The sequence below is a fragment of the Sphingopyxis sp. 550B genome (genome assembly GCF_057401805.1).
Window position 1 is genome coordinate 2,197,289 of record NZ_CM171610.1, and the last position, 18,728, is coordinate 2,216,016.

At 63.2% G+C, this 18,728-nt stretch carries 19 protein-coding genes; 11 read left to right on the plus strand and 8 right to left on the minus strand.

Features of this window, described 5'->3' with window-relative positions; all coding sequences use genetic code 11:
* Positions 1-2 precede the first annotated feature (2 nt).
* Positions 3-2,087, minus strand: a complete 2,085-nt coding sequence (locus tag AC2S9W_RS10295) for an ATP-dependent nuclease (protein WP_486570722.1) — start codon at positions 2,085-2,087, stop codon at positions 3-5.
* Between the two features lie 362 nt (positions 2,088-2,449).
* On the opposite strand from AC2S9W_RS10295, the gene AC2S9W_RS10300 reads away from it, so the two are divergent.
* The 7 genes from AC2S9W_RS10300 to AC2S9W_RS10330 all read left to right on the plus strand — a co-directional run bounded on the left by AC2S9W_RS10300 (position 2,450) and on the right by AC2S9W_RS10330 (position 8,964).
* A complete protein-coding gene (locus tag AC2S9W_RS10300; RefSeq protein ID WP_486570723.1) occupies positions 2,450-4,438 on the plus strand; it encodes a ParB/RepB/Spo0J family partition protein in 1,989 nt (662 codons plus the stop codon).
* Between the two features lie 167 nt (positions 4,439-4,605).
* Positions 4,606-5,559 carry an ArdC family protein gene (locus AC2S9W_RS10305; RefSeq protein WP_486570724.1) on the plus strand — a complete coding sequence of 318 codons (954 nt, stop codon included), beginning with the start codon at positions 4,606-4,608 and terminating at the stop codon, positions 5,557-5,559.
* An 11-nt stretch (positions 5,560-5,570) separates the two neighbouring features.
* The gene (locus AC2S9W_RS10310) at positions 5,571-5,993 is read left to right on the plus strand and encodes a hypothetical protein (protein WP_486570725.1); all 423 of its coding nucleotides are present in this window, start codon (positions 5,571-5,573) and stop codon (positions 5,991-5,993) included.
* 303 nt (positions 5,994-6,296) lie between these two features.
* Positions 6,297-7,250: a DUF2493 domain-containing protein gene (locus AC2S9W_RS10315; RefSeq protein ID WP_486570726.1), complete on the plus strand. Its 954-nt coding sequence runs from the start codon at positions 6,297-6,299 to the stop codon at positions 7,248-7,250.
* 121 nt (positions 7,251-7,371) lie between these two features.
* The gene (locus tag AC2S9W_RS10320) at positions 7,372-7,833 is read left to right on the plus strand and encodes a DUF6878 family protein (RefSeq protein ID WP_486570727.1); all 462 of its coding nucleotides are present in this window, start codon (positions 7,372-7,374) and stop codon (positions 7,831-7,833) included.
* A gap of 10 nt (positions 7,834-7,843) precedes the next feature.
* Positions 7,844-8,272, plus strand: a complete 429-nt coding sequence (locus tag AC2S9W_RS10325) for a DUF6915 family protein (protein WP_486570728.1) — start codon at positions 7,844-7,846, stop codon at positions 8,270-8,272.
* 302 nt (positions 8,273-8,574) lie between these two features.
* A complete protein-coding gene (locus AC2S9W_RS10330) occupies positions 8,575-8,964 on the plus strand; it encodes a single-stranded DNA-binding protein (protein WP_007688363.1) in 390 nt (129 codons plus the stop codon).
* A 114-nt stretch (positions 8,965-9,078) separates the two neighbouring features.
* On the opposite strand, the gene AC2S9W_RS10335 is transcribed toward AC2S9W_RS10330, so the two are convergent.
* Complete coding sequence (locus tag AC2S9W_RS10335) at positions 9,079-9,309, minus strand: DUF6437 family protein (RefSeq protein WP_231750040.1); 231 nt, start codon at positions 9,307-9,309, stop codon at positions 9,079-9,081.
* A 323-nt stretch (positions 9,310-9,632) separates the two neighbouring features.
* On the opposite strand from AC2S9W_RS10335, the gene AC2S9W_RS10340 reads away from it, so the two are divergent.
* Positions 9,633-9,869, plus strand: a complete 237-nt coding sequence (locus AC2S9W_RS10340; protein ID WP_476231422.1) for a hypothetical protein — start codon at positions 9,633-9,635, stop codon at positions 9,867-9,869.
* A 102-nt stretch (positions 9,870-9,971) separates the two neighbouring features.
* Here the strand turns inward: AC2S9W_RS10340 and AC2S9W_RS10345 are convergent, their stop codons facing one another.
* Positions 9,972-10,166: a hypothetical protein gene (locus AC2S9W_RS10345; protein WP_020820072.1), complete on the minus strand. Its 195-nt coding sequence runs from the start codon at positions 10,164-10,166 to the stop codon at positions 9,972-9,974.
* 443 nt (positions 10,167-10,609) lie between these two features.
* On the opposite strand from AC2S9W_RS10345, the gene AC2S9W_RS10350 reads away from it, so the two are divergent.
* Genes AC2S9W_RS10350 through mobF form a run of 3 tightly spaced genes read left to right on the plus strand, consistent with a single transcriptional unit; the run spans position 10,610 to position 16,293 of the window.
* Entirely contained in the window at positions 10,610-10,942 is a 333-nt protein-coding gene (locus AC2S9W_RS10350) for a hypothetical protein (protein WP_486570729.1), read from the plus strand.
* Positions 10,932-13,328: a type IV secretion system DNA-binding domain-containing protein gene (locus tag AC2S9W_RS10355; RefSeq protein WP_486570730.1), complete on the plus strand. Its 2,397-nt coding sequence runs from the start codon at positions 10,932-10,934 to the stop codon at positions 13,326-13,328. The genes AC2S9W_RS10350 and AC2S9W_RS10355 overlap by 11 nt, the downstream gene beginning before the upstream one ends.
* Before the next feature lie 37 nt (positions 13,329-13,365).
* Positions 13,366-16,293, plus strand: coding sequence for a MobF family relaxase (gene mobF, locus AC2S9W_RS10360; protein ID WP_486570731.1), 2,928 nt, complete (start codon positions 13,366-13,368; stop codon positions 16,291-16,293).
* A gap of 60 nt (positions 16,294-16,353) precedes the next feature.
* Here the strand turns inward: mobF and AC2S9W_RS10365 are convergent, their stop codons facing one another.
* The 5 genes from AC2S9W_RS10365 to AC2S9W_RS10385 all read right to left on the minus strand — a co-directional run bounded on the left by AC2S9W_RS10365 (position 16,354) and on the right by AC2S9W_RS10385 (position 18,202).
* Positions 16,354-16,500: a hypothetical protein gene (locus AC2S9W_RS10365; protein ID WP_486570732.1), complete on the minus strand. Its 147-nt coding sequence runs from the start codon at positions 16,498-16,500 to the stop codon at positions 16,354-16,356.
* Between the two features lie 126 nt (positions 16,501-16,626).
* Complete coding sequence (locus AC2S9W_RS10370) at positions 16,627-16,824, minus strand: DUF6961 family protein (RefSeq protein ID WP_486570733.1); 198 nt, start codon at positions 16,822-16,824, stop codon at positions 16,627-16,629.
* Positions 16,824-17,159, minus strand: coding sequence for a DUF5818 domain-containing protein (locus tag AC2S9W_RS10375; RefSeq protein WP_486570734.1), 336 nt, complete (start codon positions 17,157-17,159; stop codon positions 16,824-16,826). The genes AC2S9W_RS10370 and AC2S9W_RS10375 overlap by 1 nt, the downstream gene beginning before the upstream one ends.
* The gene (locus AC2S9W_RS10380; RefSeq protein WP_486570735.1) at positions 17,123-17,548 is read right to left on the minus strand and encodes a thermonuclease family protein; all 426 of its coding nucleotides are present in this window, start codon (positions 17,546-17,548) and stop codon (positions 17,123-17,125) included. Before AC2S9W_RS10380 ends, AC2S9W_RS10375 begins: the two co-directional genes overlap by 37 nt.
* Positions 17,549-17,560: 12 nt before the next feature.
* Positions 17,561-18,202 (minus strand): S24 family peptidase, encoded by a 642-nt coding sequence (locus AC2S9W_RS10385; RefSeq protein ID WP_031286149.1) that lies wholly within the window; start codon positions 18,200-18,202, stop codon positions 17,561-17,563.
* Positions 18,203-18,728: the final 526 nt, after the last annotated feature.

The window sequence follows — 18,728 nt, forward strand, 5'->3', positions numbered from 1 at the left end:
CTTCAGGCCGCTGCCGCCGGCCCCGGCGCCCCGGCGCCGTTCGGTTCAGGCGCTGGGAAGGGCGCGGTGACGTGCGCAATTGCCGCTACGACATAGGGCGGCAGTAGCTGCCGCAACGCTAGAGCAGTGAGCGTTCCGGCTTTCACCTCCTTCTCGAGCAGTTCGGCGAGATATTGGGCGGCGATCGCCTTCGATGCGCCCTCGGCCTCGAACAGCGCATAGATGTGAGAGCTGAGCGTCTCCCGATCATGACCCGCTTCGGCCAAAGCCTGATAGGCCGCATCGGCCGCTGCGACCACCTCTGCCTGTACTGCGCTGCCGCCGTTGAGTGCGTCGTCTGCCAGCGCCAGCGAAGCGCCGCGATAGACCTGCCTGCCGAGCCCGTGAAACGCGAGGTCGTATTCAAGCGTCCATTCGTCGGAGACGAAGGTCTCGACCCGCTGGCCCGACGCCTTCGCGCGGCGTTCGGCACGGCGCTGGGCAAGTTTCTCACCGGGAAGGTCCGCCTTGATCCGCCATTGCCGCCGCGAGGGCGGTCGTGCTGGTACCGGCTGGCCTGGTTCGAGCTTGCCGACGATCCACGGCGCCATGTCGGGCATCACGTCCATGTCGGTCACGCAAGCGACGGGAATACCGATTTCGCCATCGCTTTCCGGGTTCTCGCGCATGAAGATACGCGCATAACGGCCAAGCCCGACGCCACCGACATTGACCAGCGACACGCCATATTCGTGGAAATCGCGCTTGAGCAGCTTGGCGACGACTGGCATCAGGATCGTCTCGGCATCGCCTTCGACGATCATCACCGCGCGCGCGAAGAACAGGTTCGCCTTGGTCACGTCGAGGAAGCGCTCGAGAAATCGATAGTCGGAGGCGCTGAGCTGAGTCTTGCCGCGGCACAACGGAAATGCCCGCCCGCCCTCGATCAGCGCCAGATTGTCCAGCTGCAGGTCAGAAGCGAGGTTCGGGCTGTGCGTCGTGACAATGATCTGGATCTTCTGGCCATCGGCGCGGGGCTTGCTTGCCTGGGCCTGCAGGAACGACATGAGACGTAGCTGACGCTGCGGATGGAGATGCGCCTCAGGCTCCTCGATCAGCAGAAGCGGGAAGCCGTCGTTTTCAGCTGCGAGGAGCAACAGCTCGCAGGCCATGTACAGCAAATTGTTCGACCCGAGCCCGCGGTTGTGTGTGCTGTCCGCATCGGCCGACGCAGTCAAGGCCAGTTCCAGCTTTTCGAGAAGCTGGCGCAGCCTGAGATTGTCCTCCTGTGCTCCAGCAACGCCGATGCGGGCAATAAGCAGATCATCCGCAAACGACAGGGGCGCGAGATATTCCTCGTTGAGCCGCGTGCGCGCCTGCTTGATGCCCTCGCTTTCACCGAATAGGTAGCTGGCATAGTCGCCGAGCCCGAGAACACTGAGGTCTTTGGGCTCGACCGGCGGGTTGGCGTTGCGATCGAAGCCGACGCCGGTGTTTCGAATCTCGGCAGTGTGCTGGAGGATCTGCGACAGTCGCGATCCGCGTCCGGCGCGCATCGCGCGCTCCGCATCGCGCAACGGGCGCAGATAGGTCGCGGTTAAAAGCGAGCGCGCCCCCAGGTCCATCAAGGGACCATCGCCTTTGGCACCGGTGCGCCATTCGGGCGGAAGCACCCGCCGCGAGCTGCCTTCCTTCACGTTGCGTTTGGCGATCCAAGTGACGATCAGCGCGGTCTCGAGCTGTTCGCCGACGCTCTCATAGGTGAGGAACTCGGCAAAGGCGCCACGATCGGCAACGGTTAGGCCGCGGAAGGTCAGGCGGATGGCGATCTGGTCGGCGCGCTCCGCATCGGGCGCGCTCTGGTGAAAATCTACCGGATCGACGCGCAGCATATCCTGGTCGCGCGTACCGAGCACTAGGCGGAGCGCGTCGATTATCGCGGTCTTGCCCGCGTCATTCTCGCCGACCAGTGCCGTCAGCCCGGGATTGAGCGGAAGATGGAAGGCGCGCGCGGCCGATCCGAACAGCCGGAAGTTCTCGATCCTGATCTCAGCAATATACACGCAAGGCCCCTCCAGTAGCGAGACTAGCACCCAAGTCCGCGCCACGAAACAGGTTCTCAATCATGAGAACGGGATGATATTTCTGCGAAGACCTTTGCCGAGGCGTATGTGCGGCGGTGCCGGTACACTCGCGCAGCTCTCGGGACTGGTCGTGAGTTTTGCGCACAATTTAGTCATCCAGCAGGGGCTGCGCCCTGGCAGATGGCGAATGACCGCTGCTGGTTATCCCTGCCGTCCTGTGGGTGTTCTGGGAGCGGCTGCTTCGTCCTAAGCATCGCCATTCGTCATTGTCCATGCCTACCGAGAGATCCACAGAGAACGCATGAGAGGGGAGTGGGCTTTGTCCTGATTGAGCCATTTGGGCGTCGATGGTCGATGCGCTGGGCTCACAATCAGGAGTGTGCCCCATGATCAAGTCGATCCCGCTGAACAAGCTCGTCCAGTCTCCCCGCAATGTCCGCCGTCACGGCGATCCAGCCGCCGATGCCGAGCTCAAGGCCAGCATCGCTGCCCATGGGCTGCTGCAGAATCTCATTGTCCGGCCTGCCGCGAAGGGCAAGTTCGAGGTCGAAGCCGGCGAGCGCCGCCGCCGCGCAATGCTTGCACTCGCAGACGAAAAGATCCTCGCTCGTGATCACGAAGTCACGTGCCTCGTCCTCGAGGACAGTGCTGAGGCGGCAGTCGAGACCAGTCTCGCGGAGAACTTCCACCGCCTTGCCATGAACCCTGCCGATGAAGCAAAAGCCTTTGCTGCTCTCGTCTCAGGCGGTGCAACTGTCGAGGATGTTGCGCGCCGCTTCGGCCTGACGGTCCGCTTCGTCGAGGGCCGTCTGCGTCTCGCGACGCTTGCGCCGGTTGTGTTCGAGGCCCTTGCATCCGGTCAAATCACTCTCGACATCGCCAAGGCCTTCGGTGCGACCTCGGACCAGGAGATCCAGGCTCGCGTCTTCGAACAGGTTTCCTCGGCCTACTATGCGCCCAATCCCGACAGCATCCGACGCATGGTCCTCTCCGGGACCGTCCGGGGCAGCGATCCGCGCGCCCGGCTCGTTGGTCGCGATGCCTACATCGCCGCCGGCGGCCGGATCGAACGCGAACTGTTCGATGATGACGACAGCGAATCCTGGGTCGATGTCGCTTTGCTCGAGAGCCTCGCCGCAGCGAAAATGGAAGAGCAGGCAAAGGCGCTCGCAGCCGAGCAGGGTCTCGCCTGGGTCAAGCCCACGCTCGATCCCTATGCCAGCCACGATCTGGTCGAAGGGCTGGTCCGGCTTCCTGCCGAACCGGCGCCGCTCACCGAAGCGGAACTGGCGAAGCTCGACGAACTCGATGCCTCCTATGATGAGCATGCAGCGATCCTGGAAGATGAGGACAGCGCCGAGGAAGCCGTGGCGGCGGCCGAAGCGGCTATCGAGGCCATCGAACGCGAATGCCAGGAAATCCGCGCACGCCCGCCAGTCATCGCGGCCGAACTCAAGGCCGAAGCGGGCATGATCCTGGTCCTCTCGCGCGATGGCACGCCGGTTCTCCAGCCCGTGTTCTACGGCGAGCGACAGGCTGAACCTGCCGAAGCCGACAGCGGGATCGAAGTCGTTCCGGCTGACGATGGCTCGGACAAGCGCCGGACCACCTTGTCCAAGCGCCTGGTCGACGAGCTGGCCATGCAGCGCCGTGATGTCCTGGCCCTGCATGTTGCCTCTGATCCCGGGCTTGCGCTCGACGTCATGGTCTTCACGCTGGCTGATGCCGATACGCACGACTGGCGGGCGCGGGCCGCAACCACACTGCGTGCGCCTCTTCCGGCAGGGCCGATCATTGGCTTCGAAGCCAAGGATGCTCCGGCCAGCAGCGCGCTCGCTGAGCTCAGGTCCAATCTCGACGAAAGCTGGCGAGCTGGCACCGATGCGACTTCCCGCTTCGACCTGTTTCGCGCGCTGTCCGATGACAGCCGCGCCGCATGGCTTGGCTATGTCGTAGCCCGGTCGCTCGAGGCGAGCCTCAACATGACGGGCGAGCGTCAGATGCCGTTCCAGGATCACCTTGGCAGCCTGATCGGCATCAACATGGCGCAGTGGTGGCGACCGACTGCGGCCAATTACTTCGACCGGGTGTCGAAGCAGGTGATCCTCGACGCGCTGACCGATGTCGGCGGTCTTGAGCTTTCCTTGCGCTTTGCCTCGGTCAAGAAGGGTGATCTCGCGATGAGCGCCGAGCGTGTCTTCGCCGGCACCTACATCACCGAAGTCGAAGTACGCGAGAAGGCTCTGGCCTGGGTGCCTGAGGTCATGCGCTTCGCTTCCGCTGCGCCAGAGGCTGGCGAGCCGGAGATTGACGCCACTGACGCTGAGCCAGGCGTCGATACCGAACATCAGTCTCCCCGCGAGTTGGCCGCCTGACCTCCTCCTGACAGGTAAGGCCACTCGCAACTTGTGAAGCGGTCCTTCGGCTCACGCCGGAGGGCCGCTTCCTTTTTGGCGAGAGAGCAGAGGGGGCTCGGGAACCTGTGGCACTGACCGGCGAACCCGTCGCCGACTGTCCAAATGCCTCAATCAGGAGAACCATCATGGCCTATCGCAAGGGACAGGGCAGCGGCTTGTCGCCCGCTACCCGCATTACCCAGGAAATCATCGCGCGCCTGGAAGCTGGCACGAAGCCGTGGATCAAGCCGTGGCGCGGCGTGCCCGTTTCCCGGCCCCTCCGGGCTTGCGGGATTCCCTACCGCGGCATGAATGTGTTCTGGCTGTGGATGGTCGCTGACATGTGCGGCTACGCCTCGCCGTTCTGGATGACCTACAACCAGGCCAAATCGCTCGGCGCCCAGGTCCGCAAGGGCGAGAAGTCGACGATTGCGATCTTCTACAAGAGCTACACCAAGGAGGTTGAAGCCCCCGATACCGGCGAAAAGACCGACGAGGCCCGCCGGGTGCTCAAGGCCTATCCAGTCTTCAATGCCGATCAGGTCGAAGGTCTGCCCGAGCGCTTTCATCCGGCGGTGACGCTGGAACTGGTCGAGCCTGAAGGGCGCGAGGCCGAACTCGACGCCTTCTTCGCCGCCATCCCCGTCAATCTCCGTCACCAGGGTTCTGAAGCCTATTACGAACCCACTGCTGATCGTGTCACGATGCCGCCGACGAGCCTGTTTTCAGGCTTCGACCACTACTATGCGACGCTCGCCCACGAGCTGTCGCACTGGACCGGCCATGCCAGCCGCCTGGGACGCGCCCTCAAGAACCGCTTCGGTACGTCAGCCTATGCCGCCGAGGAACTGGTCGCGGAACTTTCCAGCGCGATGCTGGGCGCTGAGCTGGGGCTGCCGGTCACGCATCTCGACAGCCATGCGAGCTATATCGAGCATTGGCTCAAGCTGCTGAAGGATGACGACCGCGCCATTCTGACCGCTGCGGCCAAGGCCGAGGAGGCTTCGACCCTGCTGCTGAAGCTTGGCGGAAGGGTCACACCCGAACAGTTTGACGACGCGTCTGACGACGCGTCTGACGACGCTGCGCTCGCTGCCTGAGGGAGGATATCATGGGCCGATCGGTCAGCTATCCCAGCGGCGCAGTCGTCGCATTCACGGTGCTCGAGGTCGAAGCCGAGGACGACTGGGAATTTGAATATGAGTGGCTGCGCGAAGACTTGCGCGAGCGGGCCGGCCGAGCCTTCCCTTCGCTGATCCCACATGACGGCTGGCGCGGCCGGGAGGATTGGATCCTCATGCGCAATGCCTATGCGGATTTCGGCGTATCGGTCTACGGTGGGCTGGTGGCCGTCTGGATCGTCGAACGCGATGACGGCGCCTATTGGGACGCCGATTGGCGCACGGCTCGCTCACCGCGGGCACAGCGCTGGCTGTCCCAGATCGCATCCCGCTTCGATGCCGTGTTCGGCGACTATGACTGTCTCGGGCATATGTCGAACGGAGAGGGTGTCTACGCCAAGCGTGCGGCTTGAGCCGAGCCGGGGCGGTGTATGGATGAAGCATAGGGCGTGCCCTGCCTATGCTATGTTCCGACCGCCCATGGACTGACGCCATGCGAGAGAGGCCCTGGGCCAGCCGCCAGTCTTGCGCAACCCGGCTTGGTCGGGCCCGTGTTGGCCTTCGCCCTTCGGGCTCAAGGCCTGCCCGCGCCAGCCCGCCAAGCCAGGTGTCCCCTGAAGGGTGCGCAACCCTGCCTGAATGCTGGCCCTGACGGGCTCTCGCTGGCGCAGCCATGAACGGGTGCGTCGGCCTCACGTCAGTCAGGAGGACATCCCATGCACACATCATTCGCCGACCAACTCGCCGGGCTCGATCTCGCCGGCTTCTCGATTGGACCTGCTCCCGTATCGACAAGCGACTTCCCAGTCCGGGAGGCGGTCGTCCAAACCCTCGAAGCGGTCTGGTCCGATCTCTTCGCCATGGTGTCCGGGACCGCTCTTGAAGCCGACGCCGAGGATCTCGGCTGGGCTTTCGTCAACATCTTTCACCGATCCGCCGAGCGCAAGTCGACAGCCCTTGACCGGGCGACCGACGAGGTCCGCGCGCTGATTGCTACGGCTGATGGATCCGAGGTCCACACCCATGAACTCGAGACCCAGGTCGAGCGGGCGCAGTGCGCCGAGGGCGCGATGCTGGCGCTCGAAGAAATGCGCGAAGTCGCAGCGGCGCTCTACCTCAACGAGTTCGGTTCCTCCTGGAAGCCAGTCTCCAGTTCGCGCTTCAATCACAGTGCCATGCTGACGTCGGCACTCGTCGAAGGTCGCGACTTCCTGCGCGCCCGTGCCGAGGCCAAGCGCCGTGCGGCGATGCCCGAAGGAACCCCCGTAGTATTCGCCGGAGGGCGCACCCGTCATGCTACCGAAGACGATGCGCTGACCTTCGGCAACAATGTCTGGGCTACGCTCGACAAGGTCCGCGACCGCGTGCCGGACATGGTCCTCATCCACGGCGGCGACACCAAGGGCGTCGACCGTCTGGCATCGAGCTGGGCTGAACGTCGAGGCATTCCGCAGGTGACGTTCTCGCTCGATATGCGGCTGGGCGCCCGTGCTGGCTTCAAGCGCAACGAGCGGATGCTCTCCCTCGATCCGCGCTACGTCATCGCGTTCCCGGGTAATGGCGTACTCGAACGCCTGGTGATCGACGCCAAGTCTCGGCGGATCACCGTGGTCGATCGCCGCGGGCCCCTCGGCACCAATCCGAAGAACACTTCGGCCAGGACCGACTAAGGCCCTATCGGTCTTCGCGCCAGCGCCGGATCGGCGCTGGCGTCGTCCATTAGAGGAAAGGCGTGCGCCGGTCGGTTGGAGCCAGCGATGGTCGTTGGCTCCTTTCTACAGGAGGCATTCCATGATCGATATCGAGGCCGTGATGGCCGACTTTGCCGTTCGCCAGGCTGAGCGGCAGACCCAGGTGGTCGAAGAGATTCAGCAGCTCAAGACCGTCATTCTCCCGCGCTTGAAGGAAGCCGGCATCGCCCGCGTCGAAATCCGCTTTGACGGTTGCGGCGACAGCGGTGCGGTCGAGGAATGTGTCTGCCTGGATGCAGCCGGTGCGGCGATGACGTGCCCTGATGCTACCCTGCAGGAAGGCGAAACACATACGGCGGATGGTGCCGGTTCCGAGCAGCCGCCGTCGCTTGGGCAAGCTCTCGAGCAGCTGACCTATCTAGCACTCGAACGTCACCATCCTGGCTGGGAGATCAACGACGGTGCCTGCGGCGAACTCGTGATCGATGTGCCTGAAGGGACCTTCGTGCTCGACTGCAGCCTGCGCTTCACCGCAACCGATGATCATTCGACCGAGCTCTAGGAGACCCGGCATGGCCCACTGCTACTACCACGCCCTTTCGTCGGTCCGGAAATGGGGCGGCGCGGTCGATGACTATCTCCCGCTGCACCAGTGGTTCGACCAGTCCAAGGCAATCCTGGCAGACCCTCGGCACCGCGCGCTGCGGCACCATGCCGAGGGGATATTCATGCTGGAGGCGATCTTCGGCGAGACCCTCGTCAATGCCGATGGCCGGGTCGTTCCGGTGCGTCTGGTCGGCGAGCAGCACGTGCGCGAAGACTTGGGCTCGATCCCCTCCTTTGCTGACTGGGCGCGCTTGATCACGCCGCAGGCATGGATGTTGCGAGGCAATCCTCTGGACGGCGCTGAAGGGGTGACGATCGATATGCCTGTCCCCGGCGAAGCAGTTGCGTCCAGGACTAGGCCACCTGCTGGAGGAGAGGTCCGTACCGTAATCTAGGAAGGGGTTCTCCGGTGGAGGGCTAGCGGGGGAATGATCCGGCCAAGACCGGAGAGAAACGAGGCAGGGCAAACCTGTCCACGGCATCCAGCTCCACCCGGCTTCGATACAAACCTGTCCCTGAATCACCCCCGTCGAGACGCGCAACCCGGATCAGGTCCGGCCGAGTTGCCGGGCTGTGCCCGGCTGCCCGCACCACCCGGCCCAGTTCCGGGTTCCCCTTCGGTGCGCTTCGCCGCGGGGCGCTTCTGCTCGGGTTTGCAGCCGGGATGGACCCGGAATGCTCGATCAGGAGAAAGCCCATGACTAATCTCGTTATCCTCGTTGGCCGCATCGCTCGCGACCCCGAAACCCGCACCACCCAGGGTGGAACCAGCATCACCTCGATCTCGGTCGTGACCGACCGGCCCGCCCGCAAGGATGGCAAGACCTACAAGGACGAGAACGGCTACACCGCCAAGGACAGCGAATTCCACCGGATCACCTGCTTCAACGGCCTGGGCCAGAACGTCGCCAAGTACTGCACCAAGGGCCAGCTCGTGACGGTCGAAGGGCGGATCCACTACACCCAGTGGGAGGATCAGAGCGGCACCAAGCGCTACGGCTGCGAGATCATCGCCGACAAGGTCGACTTCCTCACCAAGGGCCGTTCGGGCAGCAACGAGGGAGCACCCGATATCGACGAGGACTGAATGTCCTTACCCCACGAAAAGGCCCCGTTGGCAGACGCCATCGGGGCCTTTTCTTTTGCTCGGGGGCTGTGCGGCGGCGCGGGGCATCGAACCCCTTGCCGCCGCTGGGTGGGGCTACGCAGGCGCGATCCGCTTCAGCGTTTCCTCGATGCCAAGCGCCATCGATGCGCGCACGATCTGACGCAGTTGTGCCGGTTCGATCGTCTCGGCGCCGCACTCGATCAACACCTTGCCGAGTTCGGTCGCTGCCTCTTGGCGAAGACGAGCTTCCTCGCTTTCGAGTTGGGCACGCTGTTCACGCAGCTTCTTCAGCGCATCGCGCGCAGTGGGTTTGGACCTGGCCATAGGTTTTCCTTCTTGCTGGCCGTTGGTCCCCTCCGCTGACGATATTGGCATTCCGGACGCGTGTAGGAAAATGGTTTGTGGGGCGATTGGTGCGCTTTCCCGCTGACGTTGGAGAGGTCTCTCTCGCAGACAGACCAAGTCTGATGCGGGCTTTGGGGCTGCGTCAAGGACGACGGGGCCCCACCATTTTTACCGGGCAAGCCCGGCAAAAATCGTTACCCCCATCGCCGCTTCGCGGCCGCTGACGCGGTCCCTGACCCAGCCCGTCGCCCACATCTTTCGCAATCCCTGATGCGACGCATCGAACATCAGGAGGAAAGATCATGTACGCTTCGCTGAACATTGCCGATGCCGGTCTCAAGGCAGATCAGGCCGCTTTCGTTGCCGCACTGGATCAGGCCCATGCCCGGTCCTTTCACAGCTACTTCACGCAGTACATTCTGAGCGATGAAGAGGCAGGCTACATCGCAGTCGATGAAGGGGATTACGGTGCGCTGCCCAAGGCCTTGCTGGACCGTGTCATTGAGACGGTGCCGGGCCGGCTCAGCGATGAATTCTGACCCACCGGTTTGGGAGGAAGTCCGTCTGGGCTTCCTCCTTTCTTTTTGCTCGCAGCCCTTTGCAGACCGCGTCAGACCAGGCGCAATTGTCGATGGCCGACATCAATCCTGGGCATCGGGCTTGTCCAGGTCAGCAAGTCGCTCTGGCATTTCCAGGACCTTCAAAGCCGCCGCCTCGATCGCCTCTGCCTGTGTGGGGAAAGCCTCGGCCGAACTGATTGACACCCCGTTTGAATAGGTGATCGTCGCCTGGAAGCCGTTGCCCTTGGGTGTCGCGCTCAGTGTGACCTGGGTCATGCTTCAGGCTCCTCGTTGCCTGCTTTCAGCCCACCGTCATAGGCCCTGATCCGTTCTGTGACTATCGGGATCCGGGCGACGGCAGCCCCACGAGACATCTCGAGAAATCGGCATCGCAAAACGCATCGTCCGTTACAGGCTCAATAGCTGGTTCCTGACCTTGCAGCTGGGGACTGGGGAGCACACCGTACGCGACAGGTCGCAGGAAAGTAGGGCGAACAAAGCGCGATAATACAGTGGCATATGCGGATTTTGCTGCAATGGCAGCTTCTCCGTCAAAAATGACTTGGGCGGAAGTGATCCCGTGGATTTGACCAAAGCCAGATTGAGAATGGCGGAATTCCACCAGGTTGCGATGTTCTTGACATGTTCTTGAATCTGACTTAGTGTCGCTCCTGCCTTTCGCAGTGTGAACCGGGCTCCTGACCATGAGGAGTCCGTGCATGACACGGCCAATCTGTCTCCAGGTTTACATCTCCAGCGAGCTTAGCTCGCTGATCCGCAAGGCCGCCAAGGCCAAGGGGATCAGCATGAGCGAATGGGTTCGCGCCTTGCTCGCCAATGCCTGCACCGAGGACGATCTTGCCTCGCGCCTCGACACTTCCATCGAGCGCATCTCGCGCCGCTCGGTATTCCTCATGGTCGGCGTTGATGCGCTGCTGGCAGGGCACCCCGATCACGCTCTGCGCGGTCGGGCTCATCAGGCCTATGCGCGCAAGTGCAAGGAGCTCGGTCTCTCCACGTCCGCCGGCGAGGGAGGTTCCGATGAAGCGTAACCTCGTCAATTTCACGCGCGGCAGCCAGCTGCTCGGCCATTTCAGCTTCATGTTCGCTGCCGGCCTGAAAGGCCCCCTGATTGTCGCCGCGCTCGTGATCTCATGGACCTCGTGGTGGACCATTTCGGCAGGTCTCACCGATCACGAAGTCTACCTGGTCTGGATGCGGATTTATGCCGCCATCTACAGCTTCATGGAGTTCGATCCCGCCAAGCGGATCACGCTGGAGACAGCCTTTGGCGCGACCATTCAGTTTCCGATTTCGCAGCTCGACCATTATCCGCCGGTCGTCCATGCGTGGGAGAAGCTCACGGCGCTTCTGAGCAGTGCCTTGTGGCGTTCCGGCTTCCTGCTCGTACCAGCCTTTGCCGTATTCTACTGGTTCGCCGAGCGGTTCGGTGGCCGCTCCAAGGAGCGCAAGCACGAGCGCGGCGCGATGCTTGTCACGCTTCCCGAGCTCGTCGATGAACTGACGACCCACAACCGGCGCGAGCGCACCCGTGAGCTCGATCAGGCTATGGGCTGGAAGTGGCGGCTCAGCCTGCCGCGAGAGATCACCCGGGTCTTTCCCTACCGGCCATCGCATATCGCCACGGTCACCTATCCATGGCGCCTCGAGCAGAGCCACGCGATGCTCATTGGTACCACCGGCATGGGGAAGACCGTCGCGATCTCGGACATGATCGCCGAGGCCAGAGCCAAGGGCCAGCGCTGCATCGTCTTCGATCTGACCGGTGCCTTTATCGAACATTTCCATACGGCCCACTGCGACATCATCCTGAACCCGCTCGATGCGCGCTGCCCTCAGTGGAGTCTCTTCGACGAATGCCGTACCGAAGGCGAATTCTGGGCAGCCGCTGATGCCCTTGTGCCCCATGACGGGGGCGGTGAAGCCCAATTCTGGGTGATCGCTGCCCGCGCCCTGTTCGTCGAATTCTGCCTCAAACTCGTGGCCGATGGCAGGGCGAGCAACGAAGCTCTTGCCCGCGAGCTCATGACTGCGGACCTGTCGCGCGTTCATGCCATGATGCGCGGCACGATCGCCGATCCACTGACCGCACCGGAAGCCGCCCGCATGGCGGAATCGATCCGGGCCGTGTTCAACGTCAATGCCAAGGCGCTCAAGTTGTTGCCGACTACCGGGCCTCGCTTCTCGGTCCGAAAGTGGATCGAGGAGGGCGCAGATGGAGTCCAGGAGCAGGGCTCAATCCTGTTCATATCCGCCCGCTACGTCGACATGAGCGTTTGCGCGCAGCTGCTCACGCTCTGGCTCGATACAGCGATGAATACGCTCATGACTGGCCCACGCACGCGCGATCTCAAGTGCTGGTTCTTCGTCGACGAACTGGGGGCATTGCACCGCCTGCCAGCCCTCGAGAAAGGACTGCAGACAGCGCGCAATTTCGGCGGCGCCATTGTCCTCGGCATCCACGCCTACGCCAAACTCAAGGAAGTCTACGGCGAGAACATGGCGATGACCCTGTCATCGCTGGCCCGGACGAAACTGATCCTCGGCACCGCCGACCGGGAAACGGCCACCTGGTGCTCCGACTTCATTGGCCATCGCCAGGTGCGCGACATGGAGGAGGGCTATACATACGGATACAACAATGCCCGTGATGCGGTGAGCCTCACCCCGCGCAAGCACATCGAGCCGCTGCTGCTGCCCGACCAGTTGATGAACCTGCCGCGGCTGTCCGGGTACATCAAGTTTCCCGATGGCTTCCCCGCCGCGCCCGTCAGGCTCACCCCGGTCAACCGGCCCAAGAGAGCAGAGACGTTCATCGCCCGGGTGAAGGATGCCCCAAAGGCACCGGTTCCCGAGCCTCAGCTGCCGGCACAGCAGGCGCGGCAGTCGACAGCATCAACGGGCAATGAGCATCCCTCGTCCAACGACGATGGGGCGGGCAAGCCGGTCGTGCCCAAGCAGGGAGAACTGGCCCTCGACCAGAGGCTGCAATCCGAGCCGAAACAGAAGCCTGACGCGCACGTAAAGGATTCGCATCGGGCCGTTGAAAGCACACCGGGGAAGACGCCGAAGCAACAGGAACGGGCAGCCCAATCCGGAAAAGATAAGGTGGGCAACGCCAAGCGGGAGAGTTCGAACACCCGAACTGAAGCTAGGCCGAGAAAGGCTGGCCCCTCCGCCCGCCCGCTCCTCCCGACCGGCGAGACCGCCGCAACGCAGGATCAATCAGCCACGCCCAAGGGCACTGCCCGGGCCGGAACGCCGGAAGCGAAGCCGCCGCAAGAGGGTAAGCCAGACAATTCTAAAAGCACCGGCTCCAGCGATGCCGCAGCGCGTAAGCTGATGCTCGAGGATGGTCTGCGCGAGCAAGAGCCGCCGCCGATCACGGGGCCTGACCTCGGCGACATGGAGATGTGAGCATGTCACCGATTGCCACAGCAACGGGAGACGGTCGATGCTGTCGGTAGCCAATGTCCGCACCGCAGGCGGCGCGGCCAACTACTTTGCTGCCGACAACTATTACACGCGGGCCGATGCCGATCGCTCCGGCGAATGGCTCGGGAAGGGCGCTGCCGCCATGGGCCTAAACGGGACGGTAGACGCGCGGCAGTTCGAGGCAATCCTCAAAGGCATGCTGCCCGATGGCAGCCGGGTTGGCAGTGACAATCGGGCGCATCGGGCAGGGTCCGATCTCACCTTTTCAATGCCGAAAAGTTGGTCGGTCCTCGCGCTGGTGGGCGGCGACAAACGGATCCTCGATGCCTACGCTGCGGCCGTCCGGGAAACTCTGCGCTGGGCCGAGAAGAACCTCGCCGAGACCCGGATGGAGGTCCGGGGCAGGGAGCGCGTCGTGCAGACCGGCAACCTTGCGATCGCGCTCTTCCAGCACGACACCAACCGCAACCAGGAGCCCAATGCGCATTTCCATGCCGTCATTGCCAATGTGACCCAAGGGCCAGACGGCAAATGGCGGGCGCTGCGCAACGACAAGCTCTGGCAGCACAACACCTTGCTTAATGCGATGACCATGGCCCGGTTTCGTCTGGACGTGGAGAAGCTCGGCTACGAGGTTGGGGAGTTCGGCAAGCACGGCAATTTCGAGGCCGTGGGGGTACCCAAGACCGTGCGCGATGCCTTCAGTTCCCGGCGTGCAGAAATCCTGGACCGTCTGGCAACCATGGAGGGAAAGGGGCTCGCCGCGCGCAACGCAGCGAACCTCATGACGCGTGCCGACAAGGGGCGGATCGAGGATCGCGATGCGCTGACGCAGCAGTGGCAGGAAACGTCCGCGAAGCTGGGCTTTGATCCCGCCACGGTCATTGCCAGAGCCAATGCTCGCAGCGCGCAGGACCTCGGAAACGTGACGGGCTTTGGCCCCTCCGTGCGAGCGCTTGTCCGCCAAGGGCAAGCCATTGCAGCCGCCTTTGCCGAGCGGCTGGGCCTGCGTGAAGGCGATCCGCTGATACCCGCACGTATGGGTAACCGCAGCGTGGAGCAGGTCGCCGCGATCCATGCGGTTGCCTCGGCTGTCCGTCATCTGGGCGAGCGGGAAGCAGCCTTTACCCGCTCGGCGATCTATCGCGCGGCGCTTGGCTTTGCGCTGCCGACCTCGCTCGCCGAGATCGAGCACCGGGTCGACCAGCTCGTGCGTCAGGGGCATCTGGAACGGGGCAGGGGAGGCGACCGGGACCTCCTGACAACGCGTGATGCAATCAGCCTTGAGCAACGTATCATTGCGGCGGTCGAAAGTGGGCGCGGTGTGGCCCCGGCGATCATTGCACCGGAACTCGCGGGGACACGGCTGCAGGCCCTCTCCCAGATCAAATACGGCCTGACCCTCAACCCTGGGCAGGAAGGGGCAGGGCGCTTGCTGCTTGGATCGCATAACCGCATCGTCGCGATCCAGGGCGTTGCCGGTGCGGGCAAGAGCACGGTCCTGAAGCCCGTCGCCGATATCCTGCGGGAAGAAGGCAGGGCAGTGCTGGGCCTCGCGGTTCAGAACACGCTGGTCCAGATGCTCGAGCGCGAGACGGGCATCCCGTCGATGACCGTCTCGCGGTTTTTGGGCCAGCACCGCGACCTGCTCGAAGGGGCTGATGCGGCTCGCCTTGCCGAGGCGAGAGCCGCGATGCGCGGTACGGTCGTGCTGCTCGACGAAGCCTCCATGGTCGGCAATGCCGACAAGGAAAAGCTGGTGCGGCTGGCCAACCTTCTCGAACTCGGGCGCTTTGCCAGCATTGGCGACCGCAAACAGCTGGGCGCTGTCGATGCCGGCAAGCCCTTCGACGTGATGCAGCAGGCCGGAATCGAGACGGCAGTGATGGACACTAACCTCAGGGCGCGGACCGAAGTGCTGCGTGATGCCCAGCAGGCTGCCCAAGAGGGACGGATCGAGGACGCCATGCGTCATCTGGCCCCCCAGGTGATCGAAGTGGGAAACGGAGCTGCCGTCGAGGCTGCTGCGGCATGGTTGTCGCTCCCATCAGGGGAGCGCGAGGCAACCGCAATTTACGCTTCAGGCCGGGCCCTGCGCAGCGCTGTGAACGAAGCCGTACAGACGGGCCTGAAGGCGAACGGGGAATTGGGACCTGGGGCGATGCGCCTCAGTACCCTCTCGCGCGTCAACGTCACCCGCGAAGAGCTGCGTTATGCCAGCACCTATGCGCCCGGCATGGTGGTCGAGGTCGCGCGCCGCCAACGAGGGCAGGGCCTTTCTCCCGGCGAGTATCGCGTGGTCTCGGCCGACATCGCGCGCGAGCGGGTCACACTCGAAAACGAGCGGGGGCGCCAGTTCGAGCTTCGTCCGGGCAAGTTCCGGCCCCAAGGTGAGCAGGATGCACTGCGGCTCTTCGAGGTGCGCGAAATCGACATCCACACTCATGACCGGATTCGATGGACCGAGACCGATCACAAGCGGGGCCTGCTTAATGCCGACCAGGCTCGGATTGTAGCAGTCGACAGCGCCGGGGTCGTTGTGAAGACATCTCTCGGCGCAGAGCACAGACTGGAGCGTGATGATCCAATGCTCCGCCGTCTCGATCTCGCCTATGCGCTCAATGCCCATATGGCTCAGGGGCTCACCTCCGATCGCGGCATCGCGGTCATGGACAGCCGTGAACGCAATCTGGCCAACCAGCAGACGTTCCTGGTGACGATCACGCGTCTGCGCGATGGCCTCACCCTGTTTGTCGATAATACCGGCAAGCTCGAAGCGGCGGTCGAGCGCAACGCCGGCATGAAGCGTTCGGCTCTGGAGACGGTCGATCTGCTGCGCGATGCAGCCGCCAAAGGGCAGGCCAAGGATCGCTTGGCACCTGCGCCTGAACGCAATCCGCCAGAGCTTGATCGGACGATCACCAGACCGTTCGAGATCGGCCTATAGTGTTCCGCCTTCCACACCTCTCCGATCGCCGTCGGTTGACTAAAAGTTCTTTATTTGTTCTCATGGGGCATGCGCCGAATCTCTGACGACCTCCTTCTGACCCATCTCGAAGTCGCCCTGGCCGTTGCGCCAGAGCACACCCTCGTTCGCCTCAATGCCGATGATCCGCGTGTGCAGCGCGGTGCCCGTGTCGATCTTGCCCGCCATCTGGTGGAGCGCATGCGTGGTTTCAAGATCGAAGGCGATGCCAGTGGCCCATCCAGCGCGCAGGCATGTCTGTTTCCAGGCGATCTATCACCGATCGGATGAACGAGACGGTAGCATCGAAGACGGCTACTGCAGCCGGGCGCCATCACGGTTGGCGGTCAGCTGGACAATCCGCTCAGCGATGGCCTGCCACGCACGAATTCCAGCCTGGTCATTCGCGAGAGCGAGAGCGCCAATCTGCTCGGCGACGTGCAACGGTGCCTTGTCGCCATGCGTTTGCAGAACATGGTTGGCACAGGCCCAGAGTTCCCAATCGCTGAGCATCAAGAGAGCTGCCCCGCAAGGCCGGCCAAGGTCGCCAGAAGTCCGTAAATCACGAAGCCACCAACGAGCAGGCGTTCGATTGGACGCTGCATTCGGCGAGGTTGGGCTGTGCCTGCCGGCCAGACTTGCTTGCAGATCAAGCCGTTGAAGCCTGCACGGTGGCCAGTGACCTCGACCTCGCGGCCGACAAGGCGTCGAGCCGACCTCGGCGCATCCAGTTCCCAGTGGCCGCCGCCTGCCTGGAGCACGAGTCCAAGCGGCCCTTCGACCAGCTCGCCACGAAGGTGTAGGTCGGGGCTTACCGGCACGCTGGCCCTTTCCAGTAACGGTCCCATCGCAGCACCGTTCGCGTACGGATCATTGCGCAGGAGAGATCTGCGCCGGAGGGCAGGCGGCACCAGGCAGCCGTGCGGCTTCCGCCTGCGGAACCTTCCGAGCGGCACGACAGCCGCGGCCCTCGAACCACAATGTGACCGGTCGGGATCGTCCCGCGCGCGCCGCCCATCAGCTGGACGAGCGCATCGCGCGCCTCAATCGCCGTGGCATCGGGGCAGGGCTGATTGGTGCGGCAGCTGCCATCAATTTCCCGGGCAGCGATGCCAGCAATGCGAATGCGGGGGCCTTCCGCACACCAGACCGGGCCATCGCCATCCCAGACATGGGTTGGTGTGCAGGTGAAGGTCTGACTGGAGGCGACGATCGAGGCGGCAAGGAGGGAAAGCAACAGATGACCTCCTTACAGCGCCCGTCCGAACCAGAGAACCCGCCCGACGATGTTGAGCGTCCGCTTTTCCAGGCCGCGCCAGCTCGGATAGGCCGGGTTGTCGCTCAGAACAGAAGCGCGCTTGCCCTGCGGTTCGAGGGCAATCCGCTTGACGCTCAGCATGTCATCCATCCGCAGGACATAGATGCCGTCTCTTAGGCGCGCCTGGCCATCGGCAAGATCGACCATGACCTCGTCGCCATCGTGGAGGGTGGGCTCCATCGAGTCGCCATGCACGGCGATGATCGACAGGCTCGATGCCTTGCTGGCGGTCAGCCGACGCAGCCACTTCTCATCGAAGCCGAATTGCGCCGATTTGGATTCCATTTCGGCCAGAGCACCGTGGCCAGCCGATGCCTCGACATTGAGAACGGGAACATGGACCAGTTCGACGACCGGACCTGAGCGACGGGCAGGGGCACCAAGTACCTTCTCGTCCACCCCGAAAAAGCGGGCGAGCACCGAGCGATCCTGCTCGTCCAGATGTCTCGGGCTACCGCGGCGAATGTACTGCTGGATATAGGCTGCGTTGCGCCCGAGCAGTCGCGAAACCGAGGAATAATTGCAGCCTCGTTGCTGGATCAGTTCGTCCAGGGCTCTGCGTGCGTCGTCCATGACTGCCAGTCCTATCGCGGGCGTTTAGGAAAATCGATCCTAGACTCTAGGAAGCCTTCCTAGTAAGAACATACCAAGAACGCAAGTGCGAAGCGAGTCTGGAATCATGGAGCTTCTGGAGCAGATCGAGGAATATCTGGCGCGAACCCAGACGTCGCCAAGCACCTTCGGCAGGTTGGCGGTTGGAGACCCAAGGCTGGTCACCGATCTGAAGTCCGGCAGGCGGCCGCGTCGACGGACCGAAGAGCGCTTGCGCGGTTATCTGAATGAAGTCGGAGCAATTGCTGAAATTTGCCGAACTGGCCATAGCGTTCGCAACCCAATGGGATCGCATGAGGTTAGTAGGATGAACGGGTGATTGAAGACTGTCCGTTGTCAGAACATTCGGCACAACTCGTGGCGTAAATTAGCGGATTGTGGGTCTCGGCGTCTCGCCGAAGCTGGGGATTTTTCATCCCTAAGAAGGGCGATCTAATTGATTAGTAATAAGATAGTGGCGGTGGGAGGGATTCTGCGAACAAACTCG